Annotated in this window: 23 protein-coding genes and 1 tRNA gene; 10 read left to right on the forward strand and 14 right to left on the reverse strand. The window is 54.1% G+C overall.

The genetic code is table 11. The features are described from left to right. Positions 1-20 precede the first annotated feature (20 nt). Positions 21-422 (reverse strand): VOC family protein, encoded by a 402-nt coding sequence (locus EL361_RS15635; protein WP_126380879.1) that lies wholly within the window; start codon positions 420-422, stop codon positions 21-23. A 238-nt stretch (positions 423-660) separates the two neighbouring features. Between EL361_RS15635 and EL361_RS15640 the strand changes: the two genes are divergently transcribed. From EL361_RS15640 to EL361_RS15665, 6 genes are all read left to right on the forward strand, one after another. Next, the gene (locus EL361_RS15640; protein ID WP_126380880.1) at positions 661-1,494 is read left to right on the forward strand and encodes a nitroreductase family protein; all 834 of its coding nucleotides are present in this window, start codon (positions 661-663) and stop codon (positions 1,492-1,494) included. A 99-nt stretch (positions 1,495-1,593) separates the two neighbouring features. Beyond that, positions 1,594-1,669: transfer RNA gene (locus tag EL361_RS15645), tRNA-Ala, on the forward strand. 739 nt (positions 1,670-2,408) lie between these two features. Beyond that, positions 2,409-3,491, forward strand: coding sequence for an N-acetyltransferase DgcN family protein (locus tag EL361_RS15650; protein ID WP_126380881.1), 1,083 nt, complete (start codon positions 2,409-2,411; stop codon positions 3,489-3,491). After that, on the forward strand, positions 3,488-4,609 hold the full coding sequence (locus tag EL361_RS15655; RefSeq protein ID WP_126380882.1) for an alanine/ornithine racemase family PLP-dependent enzyme: 1,122 nt from the start codon (positions 3,488-3,490) through the stop codon (positions 4,607-4,609). Before EL361_RS15650 ends, EL361_RS15655 begins: the two co-directional genes overlap by 4 nt. 434 nt (positions 4,610-5,043) lie before the next feature. Beyond that, positions 5,044-6,630, forward strand: a complete 1,587-nt coding sequence (locus tag EL361_RS15660) for a SulP family inorganic anion transporter (protein ID WP_126380883.1) — start codon at positions 5,044-5,046, stop codon at positions 6,628-6,630. A 290-nt stretch (positions 6,631-6,920) separates the two neighbouring features. Next, on the forward strand, positions 6,921-7,940 hold the full coding sequence (locus EL361_RS15665) for a DUF3089 domain-containing protein (RefSeq protein ID WP_126380884.1): 1,020 nt from the start codon (positions 6,921-6,923) through the stop codon (positions 7,938-7,940). Between the two features lie 161 nt (positions 7,941-8,101). Here EL361_RS15665 and EL361_RS15670 read toward each other — a convergent pair whose 3' ends face one another. The 9 genes from EL361_RS15670 to EL361_RS15710 form a co-directional block, all read right to left on the reverse strand. Beyond that, positions 8,102-8,809, reverse strand: coding sequence for a cytochrome c biogenesis CcdA family protein (locus EL361_RS15670; RefSeq protein ID WP_126380885.1), 708 nt, complete (start codon positions 8,807-8,809; stop codon positions 8,102-8,104). Between the two features lie 6 nt (positions 8,810-8,815). Beyond that, the gene (locus EL361_RS15675; protein ID WP_232034811.1) at positions 8,816-9,205 is read right to left on the reverse strand and encodes a thioredoxin family protein; all 390 of its coding nucleotides are present in this window, start codon (positions 9,203-9,205) and stop codon (positions 8,816-8,818) included. After that, entirely contained in the window at positions 9,205-9,588 is a 384-nt protein-coding gene (locus EL361_RS15680) for a putative zinc-binding protein (protein WP_126380886.1), read from the reverse strand. The genes EL361_RS15675 and EL361_RS15680 overlap by 1 nt, the downstream gene beginning before the upstream one ends. An 18-nt stretch (positions 9,589-9,606) precedes the next feature. Next, complete coding sequence (locus tag EL361_RS15685; RefSeq protein ID WP_126380887.1) at positions 9,607-9,840, reverse strand: thioredoxin family protein; 234 nt, start codon at positions 9,838-9,840, stop codon at positions 9,607-9,609. Positions 9,841-9,850: 10 nt separating this feature from the next. Further along, positions 9,851-11,152, reverse strand: a complete 1,302-nt coding sequence (locus EL361_RS15690; protein WP_126380888.1) for a permease — start codon at positions 11,150-11,152, stop codon at positions 9,851-9,853. Between the two features lie 49 nt (positions 11,153-11,201). Next, positions 11,202-11,492, reverse strand: coding sequence for an ArsR/SmtB family transcription factor (locus tag EL361_RS15695; protein WP_126380889.1), 291 nt, complete (start codon positions 11,490-11,492; stop codon positions 11,202-11,204). 162 nt (positions 11,493-11,654) lie between these two features. After that, positions 11,655-12,821 (reverse strand): M20 metallopeptidase family protein, encoded by a 1,167-nt coding sequence (locus EL361_RS15700; protein WP_197723444.1) that lies wholly within the window; start codon positions 12,819-12,821, stop codon positions 11,655-11,657. 10 nt (positions 12,822-12,831) lie between these two features. Beyond that, positions 12,832-14,292, reverse strand: coding sequence for a sodium:solute symporter family protein (locus EL361_RS15705; protein ID WP_126380890.1), 1,461 nt, complete (start codon positions 14,290-14,292; stop codon positions 12,832-12,834). Positions 14,293-14,294: 2 nt separating this feature from the next. Beyond that, a complete protein-coding gene (locus EL361_RS15710; RefSeq protein ID WP_126380891.1) occupies positions 14,295-14,489 on the reverse strand; it encodes a hypothetical protein in 195 nt (64 codons plus the stop codon). 813 nt (positions 14,490-15,302) lie between these two features. On the opposite strand from EL361_RS15710, the gene EL361_RS15715 reads away from it, so the two are divergent. From EL361_RS15715 to EL361_RS15730, 4 genes are all read left to right on the forward strand, one after another. After that, positions 15,303-15,674, forward strand: coding sequence for an ArsR/SmtB family transcription factor (locus EL361_RS15715; protein WP_126380892.1), 372 nt, complete (start codon positions 15,303-15,305; stop codon positions 15,672-15,674). Positions 15,675-15,677: 3 nt separating this feature from the next. Further along, positions 15,678-16,775, forward strand: coding sequence for an ACR3 family arsenite efflux transporter (arsB, locus tag EL361_RS15720; RefSeq protein WP_126380893.1), 1,098 nt, complete (start codon positions 15,678-15,680; stop codon positions 16,773-16,775). An 87-nt stretch (positions 16,776-16,862) separates the two neighbouring features. Beyond that, complete coding sequence (locus EL361_RS15725; protein ID WP_126380894.1) at positions 16,863-17,294, forward strand: arsenate reductase ArsC; 432 nt, start codon at positions 16,863-16,865, stop codon at positions 17,292-17,294. 400 nt (positions 17,295-17,694) lie between these two features. Further along, positions 17,695-18,021, forward strand: coding sequence for a hypothetical protein (locus EL361_RS15730; RefSeq protein WP_126380895.1), 327 nt, complete (start codon positions 17,695-17,697; stop codon positions 18,019-18,021). Between the two features lie 53 nt (positions 18,022-18,074). On the opposite strand, the gene EL361_RS15735 is transcribed toward EL361_RS15730, so the two are convergent. From EL361_RS15735 to EL361_RS15750, 4 genes are all read right to left on the reverse strand, one after another. Then, positions 18,075-19,532 (reverse strand): GGDEF domain-containing protein, encoded by a 1,458-nt coding sequence (locus EL361_RS15735; RefSeq protein ID WP_126380896.1) that lies wholly within the window; start codon positions 19,530-19,532, stop codon positions 18,075-18,077. Between the two features lie 244 nt (positions 19,533-19,776). Beyond that, positions 19,777-20,349: a DNA-3-methyladenine glycosylase I gene (locus EL361_RS15740; protein ID WP_126380897.1), complete on the reverse strand. Its 573-nt coding sequence runs from the start codon at positions 20,347-20,349 to the stop codon at positions 19,777-19,779. Then, the gene (locus tag EL361_RS15745; protein ID WP_126380898.1) at positions 20,349-20,846 is read right to left on the reverse strand and encodes a GNAT family N-acetyltransferase; all 498 of its coding nucleotides are present in this window, start codon (positions 20,844-20,846) and stop codon (positions 20,349-20,351) included. Before EL361_RS15745 ends, EL361_RS15740 begins: the two co-directional genes overlap by 1 nt. Before the next feature lie 25 nt (positions 20,847-20,871). Continuing rightward, positions 20,872-22,323: an aminotransferase-like domain-containing protein gene (locus EL361_RS15750; RefSeq protein WP_126380899.1), complete on the reverse strand. Its 1,452-nt coding sequence runs from the start codon at positions 22,321-22,323 to the stop codon at positions 20,872-20,874. Between the last annotated feature and the right edge of the window lie 117 nt (positions 22,324-22,440).

The following is a 22,440-nucleotide window of genomic DNA, read 5'->3' on the forward strand; positions in this document are numbered from 1 at the left end:
TCAAAGTGCGAGGCTGTAAGCTATTCGCCCATGTCCATGGGGTAGGTGATCAGGTTCAGCACCGCGCCTTGCGGGTCCTGAATGATGCAGAAGCGGCCAACGCCGGGCAGGTCCGTGGGGTTTAGAAGCACTGTACCGCCCATGGCTCCGGCCATATCAGCGCATTCATCAACGTCGTCCACGGTGACATAGCTGCGCCAGTGCGCGGGGAGTCCTTCGGGGATGTTTGCCGGGCGCTCGAACATTCCACCGACCTGTACACCATCCACCACGGCTACATGATATGTGCCGCCGCCTTCCATCGGGGCTTCTTCGTACTGCCAGTCAAACAGTTCCGCATAGAATTCCTTGGCCTCTTCCACGTTGGTGGTCATCAATTCGTTCCAGCTGAACATGCCCTGGGTTTTGTACTTGTCGTCCATATTGTTCCTCACAAATGTATGATTGTTGAAGGCTGCGTTTCGCAACCCATGTTTGATATCAGGGCTTCGGATTGATGAAAAGCCCGGTTACCCACGGGTGTATAGGGAACCTGAAAGTGCCTTCTTCCTTTTTTGATCCTACAGGCCTAAAAGATACCATGGCGTAAACATCCAAGCGTGCGCCTCTTAGGCGGGGTCATCAGGCCAGAAGGCCGATCATAACAGAGAGGATACGAATATGCTTCAATTCAAGGTTGATACGGATACCTGTATTCAGTGTGGCGAATGCGCCAAGGATTGTCCCTATATGGTGATCGAAATGGGCGAGGATGGTTTTCCTCGTGCCATTGCGGACCGCGAGGGCCAGTGCATTCAGTGTCAACACTGTATGACTATCTGCAAGCCGGGGTCGCTGTCCATTCTGGGGAAGGACCCGGCGGACAGTCTGCCGCTCAAGGGGAATCTACCCAGTCAGCAACAGATGGAGACCCTCGTCATGGGGCGTCGGTCTGTGCGGCGTTATAAAGATGAGCCGGTAGACTCTGACGTGATTGCTCGAATGCTGGAAATTTCCGCTCACGCTCCCACGGGTGTCAACAATCGTGGGGTTCTGTTTACCGTAGTGGACGATGCCGAGGTCATGACCAAGGTCCGTACCCGTACCATGGAGGGCCTTGGGCTGGCCGTGCGAGAGGGCAAATTGCCTGAGGGACTGGAGTTCATGGCGGATTTTGTCAGGCTCTGGGAAGACAAGGGAGTGGATGTCTTGTTCCGGGGTGCTCCGCACCTGCTGGTGGCTTCGTCTCCGAAGTCTGGGCCGTGTCCTGATGTCGATTGTCACATTGCCATGACCAATTTCGAATTGCTGGCCGCCAGCATGGGCTTGGGAGCACTGTGGGACGGCTTGTTCAAATGGGCTCTGACCATGATTCTGCCTGATTTGATGAAGGACCTAGGTATCCCCGAGGACCACAAGGTTGGTTATGCGATGGTCTTTGGCAAGCCTGCAGTAAAGTACCATCGCACCGTGCAGCGCAGTGATGCCAAGGTGAATCGGGTTACGGCAATCTAGCGGTAGGCTGGAGGTGGCTGTGGGCTGGATGTGAAATCCTGCCTGCACAGTCTTGACAAACGGGGGCTTTTGGATACATATTCGCTCTCCCAACAGTGTGGGGCTGTAGCTCAGTTGGGAGAGCGCTTGAATGGCATTCAAGAGGCCGTCAGTTCGATTCTGTCCAGCTCCACCACCGATTATTCAAGGGATTCAGGTATTTGCCTGGGTCCCTTTTTTCGTGGGTTTGGGGCTGAAATGGGTTTTGTGTCCGCTATGTGTCCGCCGGTCCAAATCTGGCTGTCCAAATCGCTGAAAATTCCCCGCTGGCGACGTTGCTTCGTCGAATGCAAATCCTCTCGTATATTCGATTTGATCATCGATAACTCCATTCATTTCTAGTGAAAAAAGGTTCTCTCCTGATGATATTCATTTGGTGTGTATACGGAAGCCTTTTGAATTCAGACCTAATAAAGCGGGAGGACCTATTTCGCGATCGTCGAAAGGCATTTTCAAATGTAAAGTAGGCTCTGGTTGCAGCATAGTCGTTGCTTCATGGCCGCGGTCATTTTTAATTGAAATGGATATTAGTTTGTTGAGGGGGCTCCAACAACGCTATTCTTGAGAAGGAACGACCATAGTGTTTTTTCGATTTGTCAATAAAATTAAACATCCCAACCGATGGATAGGGTCACTTGGTGAATTGATTTACATATGCACTTTATGAAGATGGTGGAATAAATAATATAATTTTTCGAAAATAAAAAAAATAATAATAAAATATCGATTTAAAATTATAATTTTGTGCTATCTCTATCTGTTCAGTCTCTTTTATCATTATTCTAGTAAATTGTAATGACTGGTGAGCACTTCTAAATATCAATTCTATTTCGTCAAAACAATTTTCTAGGTCAATATTTTACATGGGATGTACTATGATAAAAAAGGAATTTGCAGTGGTGTATTGCGAAGGCTTTTTCGGCAAAATGGATGGCAAAACAGCCAATGGGCTGACCCGCTATTCAGGCCAGTATGAAATTGTAGGCGTCATCGATAGCACTAAGGCCAACTTGGATGCTGGTGAGGTTCTTGATAATGCAGCCAATGGAATCACAATTTACAAAAATATCCGGGAAGCTTTGGACGGACAAGGGATGCCAGTAACAGCCTTTATTTATGGCATGGCCCCTTTGTCTGGTTCCTTTTCTTCAAAGGATCGAGAGGTGATGTATTATGCAATGGAGAGAGGACTCAATATTATCAATGGCCTTCATGATTTTTTAACTGACGATGAAGGATTTGTTCACAAAGCTGGCGAGTGCAACGTTCAGTTGTTTGACATTAGAAAGCAGCAAGACGCCAAGCAAAGAAGCGTTTTTACTGGGGCCATCAACAGGGTGAAATGCCCCAAGATTGCAATTCTTGGAACGGATAGCGCTGTTGGTAAGCGCACGACATCTATTATCTTGACTCAGGCACTTCAGGAGCTCGGGCTTAAATCAGTGATGATCGCAACTGGTCAAACGGGTGTTATTCAGGGGGCTGAGTTTGGTGTCCCACTCGATGCTTTGAAGGAGCAATTCATTTCTGGAGAAATGGAAAAGGCAATTGTTGAGGCTTGGGAAGCAACTGAGCCGGACATAATTATTATTGAAGGTCAGGGTTCCTTGAGTCATCCTGCGTATCTGAGCTCATGTTTCATCATCAGGGGTGGACAGCCTGAGGCCATTATTGTCCAACACCCACCCAAGCGAGAGTTTCTGGGTGATTACCCAACGATAAAAATGCCTCGTTTGGAGGACGAGATCGAACTCGTTGAAGTCTTTTCGAAGTCACCTGTCATTGGCATTGCCATTAACCACGAGTCCATGTCCGATTCAGAGGTAGATGAAACAGTTGAGGCTTACCAAAAACAGTTCGATATGCCAGCGGCAGACGTCCTCAGGTCTGGTTGTGATTCTTTAATTGCAAATATATTGACCTCCTTCCCTCAGCTCCAAGCCAAGTTGGCTCGATGAAGACACCTTACCTTGAAATTGATCTATCCAAGATACACGATAATGCCAAACATCTGATCACCATGTTCGGAGTCAGGGGTATTGGTGTGATGGGCGTAACCAAGAGTGTTTTGGGAGAGCCCAAGATCGCCGACTGTCTGATTGCTGCAGGTATTTCATCTCTGGGAGATTCAAGGATTGAGAACATAATCCGCATGAGAAAGGCCAACGTTCAAGCGCTTCTCTTCTTGATCAGGACGCCCTCTGTTAGTGAGGTCCAGGATGTTGTTGCCTACGCGGATGTGAGTTTCAACACCGAATTGTCCGTCATTGCCGACCTTTCCAGGGTGGCTGTCCAGCAGAAGAAAATTCATGACATCGTTCTCATGGTGGAGATGGGTGATCTTCGGGAGGGAATACTTCGACAGGATCTCGGCAAAACAATTGGAAAAGTGCTCCGAATGAAGGGCGTCCGAATCATTGGCTTGGGGACCAACCTGGCTTGTTTGAGTGGGGTCAAGCCAACCAAGTCCAACATGGATGATTTTTCTCGTTTGGCAGAAACATATGAAAGAAGTTACGGCCTCAAGCTTCATGTGATTTCTGGAGGAAATTCGGCAAATTTTGATTGGATGCTTGAAGATGACACAAAAGGCAGAGTGAATAATGTGCGATTGGGAGAGGCAATTGTTCTAGGCAGGGAAACCCTTTTGAGGAAGCATATTGGCGGGCTTCACCTCGATGCGATTACCTTGGTTGCAGAAGTGATAGAATCTAAGCGCAAGCCCTCACTTCCTGAGGGAGAGACAGGGTTGGATGCTTTTGGCAATACTCCCGTATTTGAAGACAAGGGGGAAATGCTCAGGGCGATTGTGGCTTTGGGAAAACAGGATGTCCATGTGGCAGGCCTCGTGCCGTTGATAGATGTCGACATCCTGGGGTCGAGCAGTGATCATCTCGTAGTTGATGCCTCTAGAGCCCCATTGCGCGTAGGTGATCGAGTGCGATTTGGCTTGGATTATGCGGCGCTTTTATCATCCATGACGTCACCATTTGTTGGACGTTCATATATTAAGGACCAATCGCAGCGTTGGCCTCGGCTCCGAGGCATCCCGGAACGCGTGCCGGCGGTGATGTGATAGCATTTTTCAATTTTGCCACCAACCCCGCAAAAAGATCAGATCCTGTGTGTTCACTCTCTGCATCCTTGGCAGTTGGAGGAGAATCTTCCGGGTTGTGGTTTGTGATTATATGCACTTGAATTGGATTGTAATACTTGTTGACTCCAGATTGGGAACTGTATAGAGACTCCAGTCTTGCAAGAAAGCCTTCTATTTATGCACGCCATTTCGATGTCCCTGTCTTTAGTGCCTCGTTCTGCTTTTCATAAATAATAGCTTATATTTCGTGGAAGTTGTCTTGAATAAAGACGTCTTCTTCTCTTGTTGGTGCGAATTGTAGTTGCATCACTCGCTTTTTGTGTTGTGTCGATACTGAAAGATGCAACCTGATATTGGTTGTATTGATTGAATATTATGTTTGTTGTGTCTTGTTAGTAAGGAAAGGATTGTTAATGGATTCGAATCAACTGATAGCTCCCCGTTCCAGAGGCAGTGTTCAAGGCGATATTTTCTCCGGGTTGACGGTCGCTCTGGCCCTGGTCCCCGAGGCCGTCGCGTTTTCTTTCGTGGCTGGTGTATCGCCCGTTGTAGGCCTGTATGGTGCCTTCATGATGTGCCTTATCACGGCAGTTCTCGGCGGAAGACCAGGGATGATTTCCGGGGCAACCGGCGCGATGGCCGTCGTGATGGTCAACCTGGTCATGGAAGGAAACGCTCTGGGGGGGAGTCCCGCAGCTGGAGTCCAGTATTTGTTCTTTGCGTTGTTGCTGGTGGGATTGTTTCAGGCCCTGGCTGGTGTTTTCCGTTTGGGAAAGTTCATTCGCATGGTTCCTCGATCCGTCATGATGGGCTTTGTTAATGGGTTGGCCATTGTCATCTTCCTGTCTCAACTCAGGATGTTTCAAGCTGATGGGGCCTGGATTCAGGGCCAACCGCTGTGGACCATGGCTTCACTTGTCGCTTTGACAATGGGTATTCTGTTGATTGTCCCGCGGATTCATAAGAAGGCGCCGGGGGCGCTCGTGGCGATCATCGCCGTGTCACTTCTGGTTATTTTTGCCAAAATCGATACGCAAACGGTTCTGTCTTTCATCCAGTCCAAGGGCGGCACGGGCATTCAGGCCGGGCTTCCCTCCTTTGCCTTCCCCCAGGTTCCCCTTACTTGGGCGACACTCGTTTTCGTTGTTCCTTATGCTCTTATTCTGGCAGCCATTGGACTTATTGAGTCACTCATGACCCTGACATTGATTGATGAACTGACCGATAGCCATGGGAGTGGCAATCGCGAATGTGTTGCCCAGGGTTTTGCGAATTTCGTGAACGGGTTGTTCGGTGGCATGGGGGGCTGCGCCATGATCGGCCAGAGCATTATCAACATCTCATCGGGTGGGCGCGGTCGACTTTCTGGCATCATGGCGGCTGGAGCGCTTCTGTTTTTCATCCTGTTTATGTCCCAGTATATAGAGATGGTTCCCATTGCGGCGTTGGTCGGCGTCATGTTCATTGTCGTGATCAAGACCTTTGCCTGGAGTACCTTCAACGTGCTCAACAAGGTGCCCAAGTGGGACGTGATTGTGATCATTCTGGTGACTTTCCTCACCGTGAAATATGATCTGGCCATCGCGGTGATCTGCGGAATCATTATCTCGGCCCTGATATTTGCCTGGGAAAATGCTCTACGTATTCGAGCGCGCAAGACGGTGGATGAGCATGGCATCAAGCATTATAAAATCTATGGCCCCTTGTTCTTCGGCTCTACCACGCTTTTCATGAGCAAGTTTGATGCGAAGAACGATCCGCAGGAAGTCATCATTGATTTCGAAGAGTCGCGGATCATGGATCAGTCCGCCATTGAGATCATCAACAAGGTCGCCGAGATCTACCAGCGATCGGGCAAGACCATCCATCTCTGGCATTTGAGCAAGGATTGCGTCCGCCTGATCAAGAAAGCGGAGAAGATCTGCGTTGTAAATGTGCTGGAGGATCCGGATTATTTCGTCAGTATCGACAACTACCATAAGTTTCGAGAAGCGATCTAGGCAGTCCGGATTGTTCGCGATATAGGGCTGTTTTGCGTGGCATTCTACTCTGTAGGATACCATTTTGATGAGGCTTGGATACGGTAGAGGTATTTGAACGGTTTGCCTTTGGATGTACGGGAATGACGCCCGCTCTTCACGACGGAATGGTTGTGGGGGGCGGGTTTTTTCATATTGAAATTTTTGATTGAATGAACACTGTGAAAACATATAAAGTCAATAATTCAAAGCGTCAGTAGTAAAGATACCTATTGAGTGAAGTGATCATTCAGAGCCGTGTTGGAGAGAGCATGAAATTTGATAAGAACAAGAGTCGGGCGATTGGATCTGTATTGGTTGCTGTTGCTTTTTTGATGATCAGCACTGCGTGTCTGGCAGCCTCGACATTACCTGCCTTCGGTCCGCAGTCCGTGCCGCAGGAACCTGATTATTCCAAGGCGACGAGTTGGGCCTCCACGCCATCAAACCCGGATCAATATGCCGTCGACATCTTTTGGGTCTACCCCACCGTTCTGCAGGATGACGTGCACTGGCTGATGGACATCACCGCAGCCGAGATGCAGAAAAAAGTGCACGGCACCATCACCAAGCAGGCGAGCGTGTTCACCGGGCAGGCCAATCTCTATGCCCCCTATTATCGCCAGATGAACATGAATGCCCTGACGCTGCCAGACGAGGAAGTGGATAAGATCGGGGGGTATGGCAAGAGCGATGTTTCCCGCGCTTTTGATTACTACTTGAAGCACTACAATAATGGGCGCCCCTTCGTTCTGGCCGGTCATAGCCAGGGTTGCATGGCTCTCGCCGAGCTGATGGTGAAGAAATGGGGCAGCTTTGGCATTGAGGACAAACTCATCGCCGCCTATATCATCGGTTGGGGGATCACGGACAAGGATCTTGCGAACAACCATGCTCTCAAGATGTGTGCTTCGGCCAGCCAGACGGGCTGCATCATCTCCTACAACACCGTTGCCGATGGCAAACAGAAGGTCGCGCCCACCGTCATTTCGGGGGCTGTGGTGGTGAACCCCCTGACCTGGACCATTGATGACGCTCTGGCTCCGGCCTCCATGAATCTCGGAGCCGCGATCTTTGCCGAGGAAGGCGTTCACCAGACTTTCCCCGGCTTCACCTCCGCACAGGCCAAGGACTACGGTCTGGTCGTGGCTCCCAAGGATCCCTCCCTTATCGATATGGATTCGGAGACCTTCCCCAAAGGTGTGTATCATGTATTCGACTATTCGTTGTTCTACGAGAACCTGAAGGCCAATGCAGCTCAGCGCATTCAGGCCTATCTCAACAAGAAATAGAGTCGCTAAAAGTCAGCAGGCCATCCCATTTAACGGTTTGCTGTTTGAGGTGCTTCAGAAATGCGAACAGAAAAGCCCCGGACATGTGTCCGGGGCTTTTTTCGGGATAAGGCGATTGGTGAGGTTGAGATTGTCGAGGTGCAGATGGCCGAGGGGAGGCCTTACGGTGTCACAATAAACGGCTGGGCCACGAAATACAGACCAAGTCCACCGACGAGCACTCCCGCTCCCTTGCGGAACCAAAGGCTGGCGTTCTGCATGGAGCTGTTCCCCAGCAGGCGACGGACCGTGGCTGTCGAACTGCCGGCGATGGCGATGGGGATGCAGTGCCCGATGCCGAAGAGCAGAATATAGAGGGTTCCCAAGGCGAGATCGCCTTGCACGGTCACCACCGCCAGGATGGGGGCGATGAACCCGAAGGTGCAGGAACCTGACAGCAGGCCATAGGCCAATCCAAGGATCAATGCTCCCCAAGCGCCGCGGACCTTGATGCGCGACATCAACCCGCCGGACATGGAACATTTCGCCACGCCCAGCATGTCCAGAGCCACCCAGATCAGGACGGCTCCAACGGCAATGGTCCAGTAGGGACCGACCTCGCCGAGCATCCGGCCCAGCAGGGAGCAGGTGATGCCCACTGCGGCGATGGTCAGAAACAGTCCTGTTGAGAACAACACAGCGAACAGAACAGCCCGCCGGCCTTCCACCATGAGCTCCTGCCCACCCACATAGGCCACGATCAGAGGGATCGAGGCCAGATGGCAGGGGCTGAACAGGACGCTGACCATGCCCCAGAGCAGGCAGCCTAAGGCTGCCTGTGCCGTCCCGCTGGCGATCCAACCGTTGATGGTGATGAACAGATCGTTCATGAGTCTCTACTTTACTCCCAGTTGGGCAAGCTTGGCCCGAATGGCATCCTCGGCCAGAAAGCCTTCGTGGCGATATTGTTCCCTGCCTGAGGCATCGTAGAAGATCTGCGTGGGGATCAGGCCGATGCCGAAGGGTTTTCCAGCGCCGGGGTTTTCCCATACATCGATGAACCGGATTGCCGCGCGTCCACGATATTCGACCTCAAGTTTGTCGAGGATGGGAGCCATCATCTTGCAGGGGATGCATTTTTTGGCACCGATATCGATCATGGTCACCATTCCGGGAACCGGGACATCTCCTGGCCCCACTTCCAGGCTGCTCGACATGGCAACGGATGCTGTCAGAATCAGGAGCAGGGCCAGGGCGTATCCGATAGGGCGTTTCATCGTCTCCATTATTTCTCCTGTTTCAACAGACGTGTTGCTTCGTCGATCACACGTTCGAGTGAGGTCTGATCCAGTGTGGTTTCGCCTTTTTTCAGTCCCATGTCGGCAAGGCCGAGGTGGATGAAGTCCTTGAATCCGGCCTCTTCCAGGCTTTTGCGGGCGCAGTTCAGTGGGCAGCCATCGATGGCCAGAATCTTTGCCGCGGCCTCGGTGGTCTTCATGATGCCGGAAACTCTGCCGCCAATGCCTGCCAAACAGAACATCTTGCCCTTGCCCTCGCGGGTCAAGGAGCGGGCCGCCTGATCGGCCATTTCACCGACGTCCGCAGCTCCGGAACAGGAAAAGATCAGGGTCGGGGCCGTGCCGCATTCACAACTGCATTTGGTACCCATGGGAAGCCTCCTTGGCTGTTATTTGAGAAATTCGGCGATGTCATCGGGGGACAAGAGTTTGCCCACGGATTTCACTTCGCCATCCACCACCAGGGCCGGGGTGATCATGATGCCGTATTCGGACATCTTGAGCATGTCCGTGATCTTCTCGATGTTGCATTCAACGCCGGAGGCCGCGACGGCCTGTTCCACGTTTTTCTTGAGCTGTTCACACTTGGGGCAACCGGGGCCCAGGACTTTGATTTCCTTCATGAGAGTCTCCTTAGGGGAAGATGGTTCCGAAAATGACGCCGCTTACAGTGGCCATGATGACCACAAGGGATACGAAGACAACGGTCTTCTGGGTGCCGATCACGCTACGGATGACCAGCATGTTGGGCAGGCTCAGGGCAGGACCGGCCAGCAGCAGTGCCAGGGCCGGGCCATTGCCCATGCCGTTACCAATCAGGCCCTGCAGGATGGGCACTTCGGTCAGGGTGGCGAAGTACATGAATGCACCGGCCAGTGAGGCAAAGAAGTTTGAGCCCAATGTGTTGCCGCCCACGGCCCAGGCCACCCACTGTGAAGGAATGAGCCCTTCCTCGCCGGGGCGACCAAGCAGGATTCCGGCAATGAGTACACCGAACAACAAAAGCGGCAGGATCTGTTTGGCAAAGCCCCAGCTGGAACCGAACCACTCGCCCAGTTCGTCCTTGCGCGAGCTGGTGAACAACGTCAGGCCGATGACTCCGACCACGAAGGCAACGTTGGGCTGTTCGGGCAGCATGATGCCCAAGGCAATAACGGGCACGCCCACAACGGCTACTTTCCAGATCTCCATGCCGAACCAGGCCACCAGTGACAGGGCAAATCCTGCACCGAACAGGGCGGTGATCAGCCATTTGACTGAATAGATGGTGTACCACAGGCCTTCGGTCTGATCAGGCCGGCCCCAGTTGGCGAATACGAGGATGCCGACCATGGTGGCGAAGTACACGGCATTTTGCCACAGGGGGCGGCTGACTTCCGCTTCGGGCATGGCCGCCATGAGCAGTGCTTTTTCCTTTTCCTCGTTGCGGTAGATGAAATGCATGCACAGGCCGATGACCACGCTGAAAATGATGGCTCCGATGGCGCGGGCAATGCCCAGCTCCGGTCCTAGCACACGGGCAGTGAGTACGATGGCCAGGACGTTGATGGCTGGTCCCGAGTACAGGAACGCCGTGGCTGGTCCCAGCCCCGCTCCCATGCGGTAGATGCCCGCGAACAGGGGCAGGATGGTGCAGGAACAGACCGCGAGGATGGTGCCCGAGCAGGACGCCACGGCGTAGGCTACGGCCTTGTTGGCTTTGGGGCCGAGGTATTTCATGACCGAGGCCTGACTGACGAAGACCGCAATGGCTCCGGCAATGAAGAAAGCGGGAATCAGGCACAGCAGCACGTGCTCGCGGGCATACCATTTGACCAGGTGAAAGGCTTCGAGCAAGGCGTTGTCAAAGCGATCCCAACCCACGGGCAGGTAGTAGCAGGCCAGGAAGACTCCAGCGATGACGGTCAGTGGTTTCCATTCGTTTTTCCAGAACATGATTCTTCCTTTGTTTGGCGAAATCGCCAAGTGTTGAAGCAAAATTTTTTTACGGGTTCAGCACTGACTCCAGGCACCCGAAGAAATTGAGAACACAACGCACCCGAAGGCCGTAAAAGACCTGCTTGCCGCGGCGTTCGTCTGCGACGATCCCCGCATTCTTCAGCACCAGCAGGTGCTTGGATACCGTAGACACGTCCAGCCCCACCATCTCGGTCAGGTCGCACACGCACTGTTCCCCGCGAGACAATTCGTCCACAATGAACAGGCGGACCGGATGCCCCAGCGCTTTCATGATCTGGGCACGTTCCGTGAATTTTGTTTTTTCGTATTTCTGCATATAATTTCTCATTTGGTCAAATCTGCAAATGAATTTAGGCCTGCTTTCCAATGCTGTCAACAGGATTTGAATATAAACATGAAAAAGGCCCCGATCAGATGACCGGGGCCTTTACGCTTTTCGTTGCCGGATGGAGCTCCGGCGGGTGTTTTCCTGCCGGGATCAGGTTAGCAGGTCACAGGCGATCTGGCAGTTCAGAGCTACGCCCGTGGCCAGGATGTCCTCGGGGAAGACGATTTTAGGGTTGTGCAACGGGTAGCCATTCTCCACCTGTGCGCCCAGGAAGACAAAGGCACCCTTGGCCTGCTCCAGGAACAGGGACATGTCCTCTCCGCCCATGGTGGGCTCGGGTTCCATGACGTTGTCCTCGCCCACGAGCTTGATGGCGGCCTTGCGTGCGATGTTTGTTGCGTCTGGATCATTGCTGACCGGAGGTACTCCCTGATGGAACTCAAAGGTGAAGTCCGCACCCATGGAGGAGCAGACTCCAGCGATGATTGTGCGCAGGCGTTCATCCCAGGTGCGCCACACGTCCTTGTCAAAGGTGCGCGTGGTGCCGTGCAGTTCCGCCCGTCCCGGGATGATGTTCATGGCGGTTCCTGCATAGAACTGCCCAACTGTCACCACCGTGGGTTGAAGTGGATTCATCTGGCGGCTGGTAACGCGCTGCAGGGCCGAGACTACCTGAGTACCGACTTCCAGAGCGTCAACGCATTGATGAGGCATGGCCCCGTGGCCGCCCTTGCCCAGGATTTCCAGGTCGAACCAGCTCATGGCTGCCATGAGTTTGCCGTCCTTGATGCCCACCTGGCCCTTGGGGACCGTGGGCCAGACGTGCATGCCGAAGCAGTAATCCACTTTGGGTGAATCCATGATGCCTTCGGCAATCATCGGCTGAGCACCGCTTACGGCCTCCTCGGCAGGCTGGAACACAAAGCGGATAATGCCGCTCAATTTGTCCTTGGCCTCCGAGAGGACCTTGGCCGTGCCAAGGAGCATGGCCGTGTGGCAGTCATGTCCGCAGCAGTGGGCCACGCCTTCGTGTGTTGACGCAAAGGGCAGGCCGGATTCCTCTTGAATGGGCAGGGCGTCCATATCGGCTCGGAACATCACCACCGGACCGGGGCGTCCCGTATCCAGGGTGGCGACCACGCCGTGCTTGCCGATGCCGGTCTGCGGCTCAAAGCCGAGTTCCGTGAGGGTTTTGGCCACCAGAGCCGCTGTTTTTTCTTCCTCAAGGGCCAGTTCCGGGATCTTGTGCAGTTCCCGGCGGATTTCAATGGTCCAGTCTCTGGCGGCCTCAAGGCCTTCCTTCAACAGGTGTTGCACAGTATCTCTCCTAGAGTTCCGTGAACTTGAGAACGTGTTCCTTGTCCTGCGGCTTGGTCATGTACGAGACCACGATCAGGCAGGCGAAGTTCAGGGCAAGACCCTGCAGGCCGGGGTTGATGTCCCACAGCTTGGGTACAATACCAAAGACGATGGAATAGTTGTAGCAGACTCCGACCACAAGCCCGACCAGGGCACCCATGGTTGTGGCGCGCGGCCAGAAGAAGGTCGCGAAGGCCAGGGGCAGCAGCTGAACGATGGAGCCGTAAGCACCAAGCAGCAGCGCCACCAGGGTGTGTCCGCCGAAGATGGTGACCAGATACGAAACCAGGCCAAAAGCCACGACGAAGATACGGATCCACTTGGTGGCTTCAGCGTCGCTGGCAGGACGGCCGACGATGACGGCGATGAAGTCCTGGGCGAAGATGGAACCGGCGGCGTGGGTGATGGTGTCCTGCGTGGACATGGCAGCAGCCAGGGCGGCAGCCAGAACCAGGCCGATGGCCATCGGATGGAAGTCCATGTTCGAGAACATCCAGGGCAGGATGCGGTCAGGTGCGCCCAGGACTTCAGGGGTCACCTGCATGATACCCGCAAAGCCGATGAGCAGGACGGGGATAAGCATGACGGCGAAGGTGGGGTAGAGCACGATGGTACGGCGCAGAGTGCGTTTGCTGTCTGCGCTGTAAGCCTTCATGAACAGGTGAGGCCACATGGTGAAGCCAAGCACGGAAACCAGCACGGCAGAAGAATAGGCTGCAAAGCTCATCTTGGTGCCGGGGCCGATCAGCAGGTGCGTGGGCTTGGCTGCGATGATCTGTGTGAACATCTCGGTGGGGCCGCCGTAGAGGCTATAGCAGAAGTACAGACCCAGAACCCAGGCCGTGATGATCATGAACGCGCCCTGGAAGACGTTGGTCCAGGCCACGCCGCGGACGCCACCGAAGAAGACGTAGATAAGAACGACCACATAGGCGATGAGTGCACCGGCCCAGAAGGGGATGGTTCCGTTTGAGGCAACCTCAAAGACATAGGCACTGCCCTTCATCTGTACGGAGACGTATTGGATGAAAGCCAGGGTCGAGACCAGGGCGATGATGATGGACAGGGCGCGTGACTGGAAGCGGTCGCTGAATAACTGCGCCTGGGTCACGTAACCGAATTTTCTGCCGGCTTCCTGTGCCTTGGGACCCCAGACCAGCCAGGGCACCAGGCCCAGTGCACAGTACCCGAGGATGTAAAAGGCCGGAGCGCCCTTGGCATACGCCCAACCGGGGCCGCCGAGATAGGCGAATGCGCTGAAGATGGCTCCACCCATGAGGAAGTACATGCAGATGAAGCCCAGGCTTCGGCTGGCAGTGATGTATTCCTCTGCGGAATTGTTGCGCCCGCGACCGGCGACGGCGCCGATGAACAGGACGAAGACGAGATAGACCGCGATGACTCCGAGGATGATGACGGTGTCACTCATGATTAGTCATCCTCCTTTTCATTGCTGAACAGAACTTTGTCCATGACGAGCAACCCCACCAGCTCTACGACGATCAGGAACGAGACCATGAACATGCCGAAGGGCAGTCCGATGATGATGGGCTCGGCGGCGTTGGCAAAGAGCCAGTAAAATGCCTGCAGAAAGATGATGGCGATGAAGAAAACGGCAAATGCCATGATCGTCTTCCGCCTCGCAGGAGGTATCTTTGATGAAAATAAACGCAGTCCGTAGTTGTTCTGAAGCATGGCTCCTCCTAGGTGAGTGAAACAGGGTGTGAATATGAAGGCACAGGTGCGGCAGAGATGCCGTTAACCTTACGGGAAGGTGCTTGCCAGATCTGCTGACAGGTGACGTGGAGCTTGTGAAAAACGAAAGAGCAGGATGTTGGGCAGGGAGAGCGCTTGCCGCATTGAAGCTCGCGGTGTGGCGGTGTTGTGGGAAGGTCGCCAGTTCTTTGGAGGGAGGGGGTGTTGTCCCCTCTGCTGGCGTCCTTGAAAGAATCGTGGCCCGGGGGCTGCTCATGATTCCTTGCCTTTTTGATGTTTCATCGCTGGCGCAGTGCGGAAAAGCCGTAGCGTGCGTTTGCGATATGTCTGCTTCAGGTATTTCTCTATGCGAAAACAGAGTGTTGATGCGTTTGTGGTCCATCTGTGCCCATTGTAAGTGCTGTGGGCACATCACGAATAGCAGGGCGAAAGGCAACATTTTGATCCTGAACTGATCTATCAGAATTATTCCATTTTTATAGTAATTTATTTCTATGAAGCATCGTTCGTTACCTCCAGTGATATGTCAATGTCAAGGCGGGGTTAGCGCGAATTGCGAGCTTGGTGCTGAAGCGTGAGGTTCAGACTCATGCTGCAATCCAAGGCGCAGGCATGATGGAAAGCCGATGAGGGGGGAGTCTTGTTGCTGAATGGTGTAACGAAGTCAGGGGTTGTCTCGGAATTGTCACTTGACGCATCTGTTTATGCGGATATGTTGTCCCTATGGAAACACTAGGACTTATTTTCAAGGCTTTTGCGGATGAGACCCGTCTGAGGATCATCAATCTCCTTGGCGAGGGAGAGCTGTGCGTGTGCGACCTGATGAACGTGCTGGAGATGCCTCAATCCAAGGTTTCGAGGCACTTGGCCTATCTGCGCAAGGCGGGTTGGATTCATGGTCATCGTTGCGGCAAGTGGATGCATTATGCACTCAGTCGCGAGTTGACTCCGTTTCAGGCCAAAGTGCTGGATAGTTTGACACTGCTTCTCAAGTCCCACCCCCAAGCGGTGAATGATGTCGCTGTGCTGCAAACCTATTTGGAAACAAAGGATGGCCGGCAGTGTGGACAAGCCGGCACCGACAGTGAGGAATGACTCATGACTGAATCGACGCTGAAGCGGCTTTCTTTTCTGGATCGTTTTTTGACCCTGTGGATATTTCTGGCCATGTTTGTGGGCGTCATCGGTGGATATTCGTTCCCCGGCGTGAAAGACGTCATCAATACCTTTCAGGTGGGTACCACCAATATCCCTATCGCCGTGGGCCTGATCCTGATGATGTATCCCCCTTTGGCCAAGGTGAAATACGAGCAATTGGGCCAGGTGTTTCGCAATACCAGAGTGCTCATGCTGTCCCTTGTCCAGAACTGGGTCATCGGGCCGGTGCTCATGTTCGGTCTGGCCATTGCCTTTTTGTCCGGGCACCATGAATACATGGTCGGCCTGATTCTGATCGGCCTTGCCCGTTGCATCGCCATGGTTATTGTCTGGAACGATCTGGCCAAGGGTGACACCGAATATTGCGCCGGACTGGTGGCGTTTAACTCCATCTTTCAGGTTTTGTTTTTTTCGGTCTACGCTTGGTTCTTCATTACGGTGTTGCCCTCGGTCTTCGGGCTTGAAGGAGCCGTGGTGGATATCTCCATGGGCCAGATTGCCGAGAGTGTGTTCATCTATCTTGGCATCCCCTTTCTTGCGGGTATGTTCTCCCGCCTGATCGGCATCAAGCTCAAGGGCAGACAATGGTACGAGGAAAAATTCGTTCCGGCCATCAGTCCGCTGACCCTTGTGTTTTTGCTGTTTACCATCCTGGTGATGTTCTCCCTGAAGGGTGAGTTCATCGTGCAGTTGCCCATGGATGTGGTACGTATCGCCATCCCGCTGTGTATCTATTTTCTGGTGATGTTCCTGGTATCTTTTTGGCTGTCCGTGAAGGCACGGGCCACTTATGAGCAGGCCACGACTCTGTCGTTTACCGCGGCCTCCAACAATTTTGAGTTGGCCATTGCCGTGGCCATTGCCGTGTTTGGTATCGATTCGGGTGTGGCTTTTGCCGCTGTTATTGGGCCCTTGGTGGAAGTTCCTGTGCTTATCGCTCTAGTCAATGTCGCCCTTAGGTTCAGGAGCAAGTATTTTCCGCATGCCTTGAACACACCCAGCGGGGTTTGCCATGTGACCTGCAAGCCGAGTTCGTGATCGGGGCGGCAGTTGGTGTGGGATTTCCTGATGAATGTATTGGGATAAAGATGAGCCAGTAGGAACGTTGATTCCTTGAGAGATGAAATGATGAAAATACTGTTTTTATGTACCGGCAACTCCTGCCGTAGCCAGATGGCCGAAGGCTGGGCCAGGGCGCTGAAGGCGGAGGCCTTTGAAGCGTATTCGGCCGGTGTGGTGAAGCATGGCCTGAATCCCCTGGCGGTCAAGGCCATGGCCGAGTCCGGGGTGGACATCGCGGGGCATGAGTCCAATACCGTGGATGAACTGCCTGTAACCGAATTCGACTATGTGATCACCCTGTGCGGTCATGCCAACGAGAATTGTCCGTTCTTTCCGGGCAAAGTGCGGCGTGTTCATGCCGGATTCGATGATCCGCCGGCCCTGGCAAAAGGAGTGGCGAGCGACGAGGAGGCTCTGGTCCACTACCGCCGCGTACGTGATGAAATCCGGGAGTATGTTTTGGGACTGCCGGAGGCTCTTGAATCCGAAGGCTGAGGCTGGCCTCATGCTTGATAGAAAGTGAATGGGTAATCCTTTGAGTTGCTTATTGGCCCGGGTATATCAGCCCGGGCCTTTGTCATTGGATGGTCAGGTGCGTGAAGCTGGAGCACAAAATTGGAGTGTGGGTGTTGTTGAGCTTCAAGTGTGTGACGTGATTACCTGCAGATTCTGTCATATTTGGTCGTTTATGGAGAGAGCTGAAACCATTTGATGAGTCGTTGCGTCTGATAAGCGAGGGGGGGACCAGGGGGTCGGGGCGAATACGCATGCGTGTTCGCCCCGGTTATTTTGTGCACAATGGTTACTGCTGGACCTTTGCTGGTGTATCTGTGCGAGGCTTGATATCCTGTCCGAAAGAGTCGTTCCTGTTTTAATGTATAAAGAGGTGGGCAAGATGAAGATGATTCTGTCCGTGATGCTGAGTGCCGTACTGTGCCTGAACTTTAGCGTAGCGGCTTACGCCGAGAACGCCACATGCAAGGATGTCTACCAAGTCTATAAGACCTGTTATGACGGTGGAGCACAGATGGACCAGCAGGGCTGTGACTATCTTGTGCAGGCCCTGGGCCCGAAACTCATGGGCGAGGAAGGGGTGACGGGGTTCTCCGCCGCCTTGTCCGTCGCCATGTGCAAGCGAGGTTGTGAGGATGGCGCGCGTAAGAAAAAGGCCATGAGCATGAGTTCCTTTCGCAAGGAGTTTTGCGGGGGCGGACTGAAATAGACAAGGCCAGCTGATCGTGTGGGGCTTTCGAAGCTGGGCGTAAAAAAGGCAGGTCAGTGCTCAACGTGGCTTGAAGCGGCAATCAGCCGGTTACGACCGGCACGTTTGGCCTTGTAGAGGGCCATGTCTGCATCAGCCACCAACTCGTGACCGGTGCTGGAGCCACAGAGGCAGGTTGCGCAGCCGATGCTCACCGTGGCCTGAAGTCCCCGACAGGAATCTAGCTGCGTCGCCTCAAGCATGCAACGGATGCGTTCGCCAGCCGCACAGGCGGCTTGGGCATTGGCTCCGGGCAGCAGTAAGGCGAATTCTTCTCCTCCCATCCTGGCCAGTACATCTCCGTCGCGGAGATTCGTCCGACAGATATCTGCAAATTTTTTGAGGACCATGTCTCCTGTGGGATGTCCCCACGCGTCGTTGATGGCTTTGAAGCGATCCAGGTCCAACATCAGCAGTGATAGAGGACGATCCTTTCGTTGCGCCTTGGACAGATGGAAATCCAGGTGGTCGTCAAAGGCTCGCCGGTTTACGGCGCCAGTCAGGGGGTCGGTTTCGGCCATGCGCCGCAGGATGATCTCCTGGCGTTTGCGATGTTGGATGTCCACGGCGATACCTGCCAGCTGTTCCGGGCGTCCCTTCATATCACTACTTACGCTGCCGATGATCTCCACCCAGTGCTGACGGGGACCGTGATGCCTCAGGCGCACATCATGGCGAAAGGTGCCTTCGCCATCTGCGACGTATTGCCGAGCGGCCTTGACGAGTCTGCGCACATCTTCGGGATGGATAAGTCGGCAGAGGCTCAGTATGTTGAGGTTGCGTTCGGCCGGTGGCTGTCCTGGAATCTTGGCCAATTTTCCGGTGACCCAACCTCGTGCTGTTTTCAGATCGATCTGCCAGGCACTGGAATCTGTCAGGGCCTTGAGGATTTCAAACTGCTTGTCACGGGCTGAAAGCTGATCGCGCAGTATGGCGTTGGTGATCAAGGCACTTGCCGTTCGCAACAGCGCAATCTCCGGTTTGGACCAGCGGTATTCGCGCTGACAATCATCGAAACCCAATGTCCCCCACCACAAACCATCCACCATGATGGGAATGGTCAGCATGGATTGGATGTGCTGCTCATCCACCAGATGCGTGCGGAGCCAGGATGGAGGTAGCTCGTCGGGCATCATGGATTGATGTTCGCCCCGGCGTCGGCTTTCAATGAGGGCACGATATTCGGGCAGTTCGAAATCCTTTGTGAACATGCTGAAGCAGGACATGCCCATCTGGGCATATTCCGGGGAGGCGGCCCATTCGAAGACGTAATCCTGAACGATATGAGTGGGCCCGAGTTCCACGGTCTGGAAAATCCAGACGCGACTGATCCCTGTTGATTGGCCCAGTTCGGCCAGCAGGGTGTTTACACCCTCGGGCCAACTGTCGCGTTGCGACAACCTTTCGGCACTGCGGGCGATGGCCGTGAGCAGATCAGTGGGGTCTACCGGGGTGGGGCGGATTGGCGGCATGTCATCTCTGGGACGATGTGTGTTCCAAGGGGGAACACGTCATTGTATACGGTCATGGGATTACTGGGCCCCCATGTCTTTGCAGTCACTGTACGCCAAGGTTCGAAGAGGCAGAGGGAGCAGTCATTCAGTCGGTACTGCTCCTGTGGGAATCTTGCTGAAAGCCTTACGCGTGCCAGACAAGGAAGTCTATATTGCGCTTGCAAAATGGGGGAAATCCCCCGTGTGGACTAGGTTGTCGTGCCTAGCCCAATGATCGGATAATCTCATATCGGAAGCAGCTGGTGAGATGGTCATTGACCAATCCGGTGGCCTGCATGTGAGCATAGATCGTGGTTGGCCCCACGAATTTGAAGCCTCGCCGTTTCAGGTCCTTGGACAAGGCATCCGAAGCAGGGGTGGTGGCTGGAAGCTGATCCATGGCTGACCATGTGTTCTGAATGGGGCGGCCATTTACGAAATCCCAGATGTAAGCGTCGAAGCTCCCGAATTCGGCTTGAATTTCCTGAAAGCGAGCGGCGTTGTTGATGGCGGCTTTGATCTTGGCGCGATTGCGGATAATTCCGGCGTCGTTCATCAGGCGTTCTTCATCGGCATCGGTGAATTGGGCCACCAGGATGGGGTCAAATCCGGCAAAAGCCTGGCGGTAGCCCTCGCGGCGACGGAGTATGGTCAGCCATGACAGGCCCGCCTGGGCGCTTTCAAGAATCAGAAATTCGAAATGTTTGGTGTCGTCATGTTCGGGGATGCCCCATTCCTCATCATGGTAGCGGGTCATTTCGTCGGGGCTCAGGGCCCAGTTGCAGCGCTGAGGCATCAGGACACTCCGGGGATGTTTTTTTCAAGATGGATCAGGGCGTGTGGTGCCCCGTTTGGGCCATTGCGCGGGGCAATGCCCGTGGGCAAAAATCCCAATCTGGAATAGAGTAGCAGACCGCCAACATTCATGCTGAAGCATGACACCTTGAGCCGCCGGGCCGCATAGTTGTCCCGGGCCTTGACCTCCATGGTCTGCATCATGTGGCTGGCCAGACCTCGTCTGCGCATGGCAGGTGCAACCACAACATTGCCTGCCTCACAAAAATTTCCATGCTCCCAGGCCAGAATGTTGGCGTATCCGGCGATTGTTTCGTCACACAGGAACACCGTTGGCTCACGGCGCTGTGCGGCGGCTTCGCCCAATTGACCAGGGGTGACCGGCCAGTTGGCTTTGGGGAACATGAAGAACAGCTCTTCTGCCGTGCGTGGGAAGCTGCAGAGTGCTGGCAGGTCGGATGTCTCAAGGGGACGGTGTGTGAATGTGAAGTCAGGCATGATTCGGACTCTCTTCTTGTTTGCTCTAGACGCTGGGCAATGAGTTGGACTGGGCCATGGATTTTGCCAATTGTCCCAATTCGATGATTCCCCTTTCTTTGATGTCGTCCCATACCCCGCCCAGTGACAGGCGGATGAAGCTTTTGAATTTGTCCTGTGTGGAGAAGATACTGCCAGGCGCCACCCCGATTCCGCGGGATTTGGCCTCGTAGAAATAGTCCACGCAATTGACCCCGCCAGGCAGTTCCACCCACAGAACGCTTCCTCCCTTGGGGCGTGTGGCTCGCGTGCCTTCGGGGAAATGTTCGCCCACGTGGTGCAGCATCACATCGCGTTGTTTGTGGATGGCGACACGCAGGCGCTTTAAGTGCTTGTCGTACAGCCCCTGACGTAGAAATTCGGCCAGTGCCATCTGGGTCGGACTGGCCGAACAGACGTTGGTCGTTGCCTTGATCTCCAGGGCTTTGGCCCGGAATTGGCCGGGGACCATCCAACCCACGCGATACCCCGGAGCAATGGTTTTGGAAAAGGAGGAACACAGAATCACTGTGCCGGTGGTGTCATAGGCCTTGAAGGTTCGAGGCCGGGCATCACCAAAGTGCAGGTCGCCATAGACATCGTCTTCCACCAGAGGCACGCCGCGCTCGGCAAGGAGTGTCACGATTTCGGCCTTGGCAGACTCAGAGGTCAGGCTGCCATCGGGGTTGTTGAAATTGGGGCAGAGCACCGAAGCCGTAATGTCGTATTTGTCCAGGGCATCACGGATATCACCGGGGTCGATGCCGTATTCTGGGTGCGAGGGGATTTCAATGGCTCGCAGACCCAGGGTCTCCACCAGTTGCAGGAAGCAGAAGTAAGTGGGGGACATGATCAGCACCGTGTCACCAGGGCGTGTAATGGTACGTAGTGAAATGTACAGGGCTTCCATGGCGCCAGCGGTGATGATGACATCTTCGGGGGCGAAGCGTGTGCCGTGATCCAATCCGTGTAGTGAAATCTGTTTGCGCAGTTCCAGGTTGCCGGGGATGGTCTCGTACTCCAGGGCTTTGTGAGGTTGTTCGCGCAAAACCGAGGCCATGATGCGCGCCAACTGTCTGCCGGGAAGCAGTTCGCGGGAAGACGGACAGATAATACCCAGAGGGGTCAGGTCAGGGCGCCCAACAGATTCGAGAACCGCGTTGATCAACTTGGTGCGGCTGATGGGACGGGCTGCCTGCATTCCGTCACCGGAGGATGGCGTGGGCAACCGCCGGGGGGCGCGCACATAGAACCCTGAGCGAGGGCGGGATTCGACCACGCCTTTACGTTCCAATTCCACATACGCCTGGTTGATGGTCGAGATGCTCGCATTGAGTCCCGTTGAGAGTTTTCGGAGAGAGGGCAGCTTGTCTCCGGGGGTGAGTGCCCCGGTATCGATGAGGCCCATTACATGATCTTCCACAGCCTGATAGCGGAATTGGTTGGCGTTGGTCTGCATGGAGAGTGCCCAAACTGTTATGGTTGGTTTTTAATCGATCTGTATCTGTACTGGTAACAGATTGTGTGGTCAATTCAAACCATAGATTGAGACCCCGAACTTCATCGGGGGGCAAGG

Origin of the sequence: Desulfovibrio ferrophilus (assembly GCF_003966735.1) — a bacterium.
Classification (GTDB): Bacteria; Desulfobacterota; Desulfovibrionia; order Desulfovibrionales; family Desulfovibrionaceae; genus Desulfovibrio_Q; species Desulfovibrio_Q ferrophilus.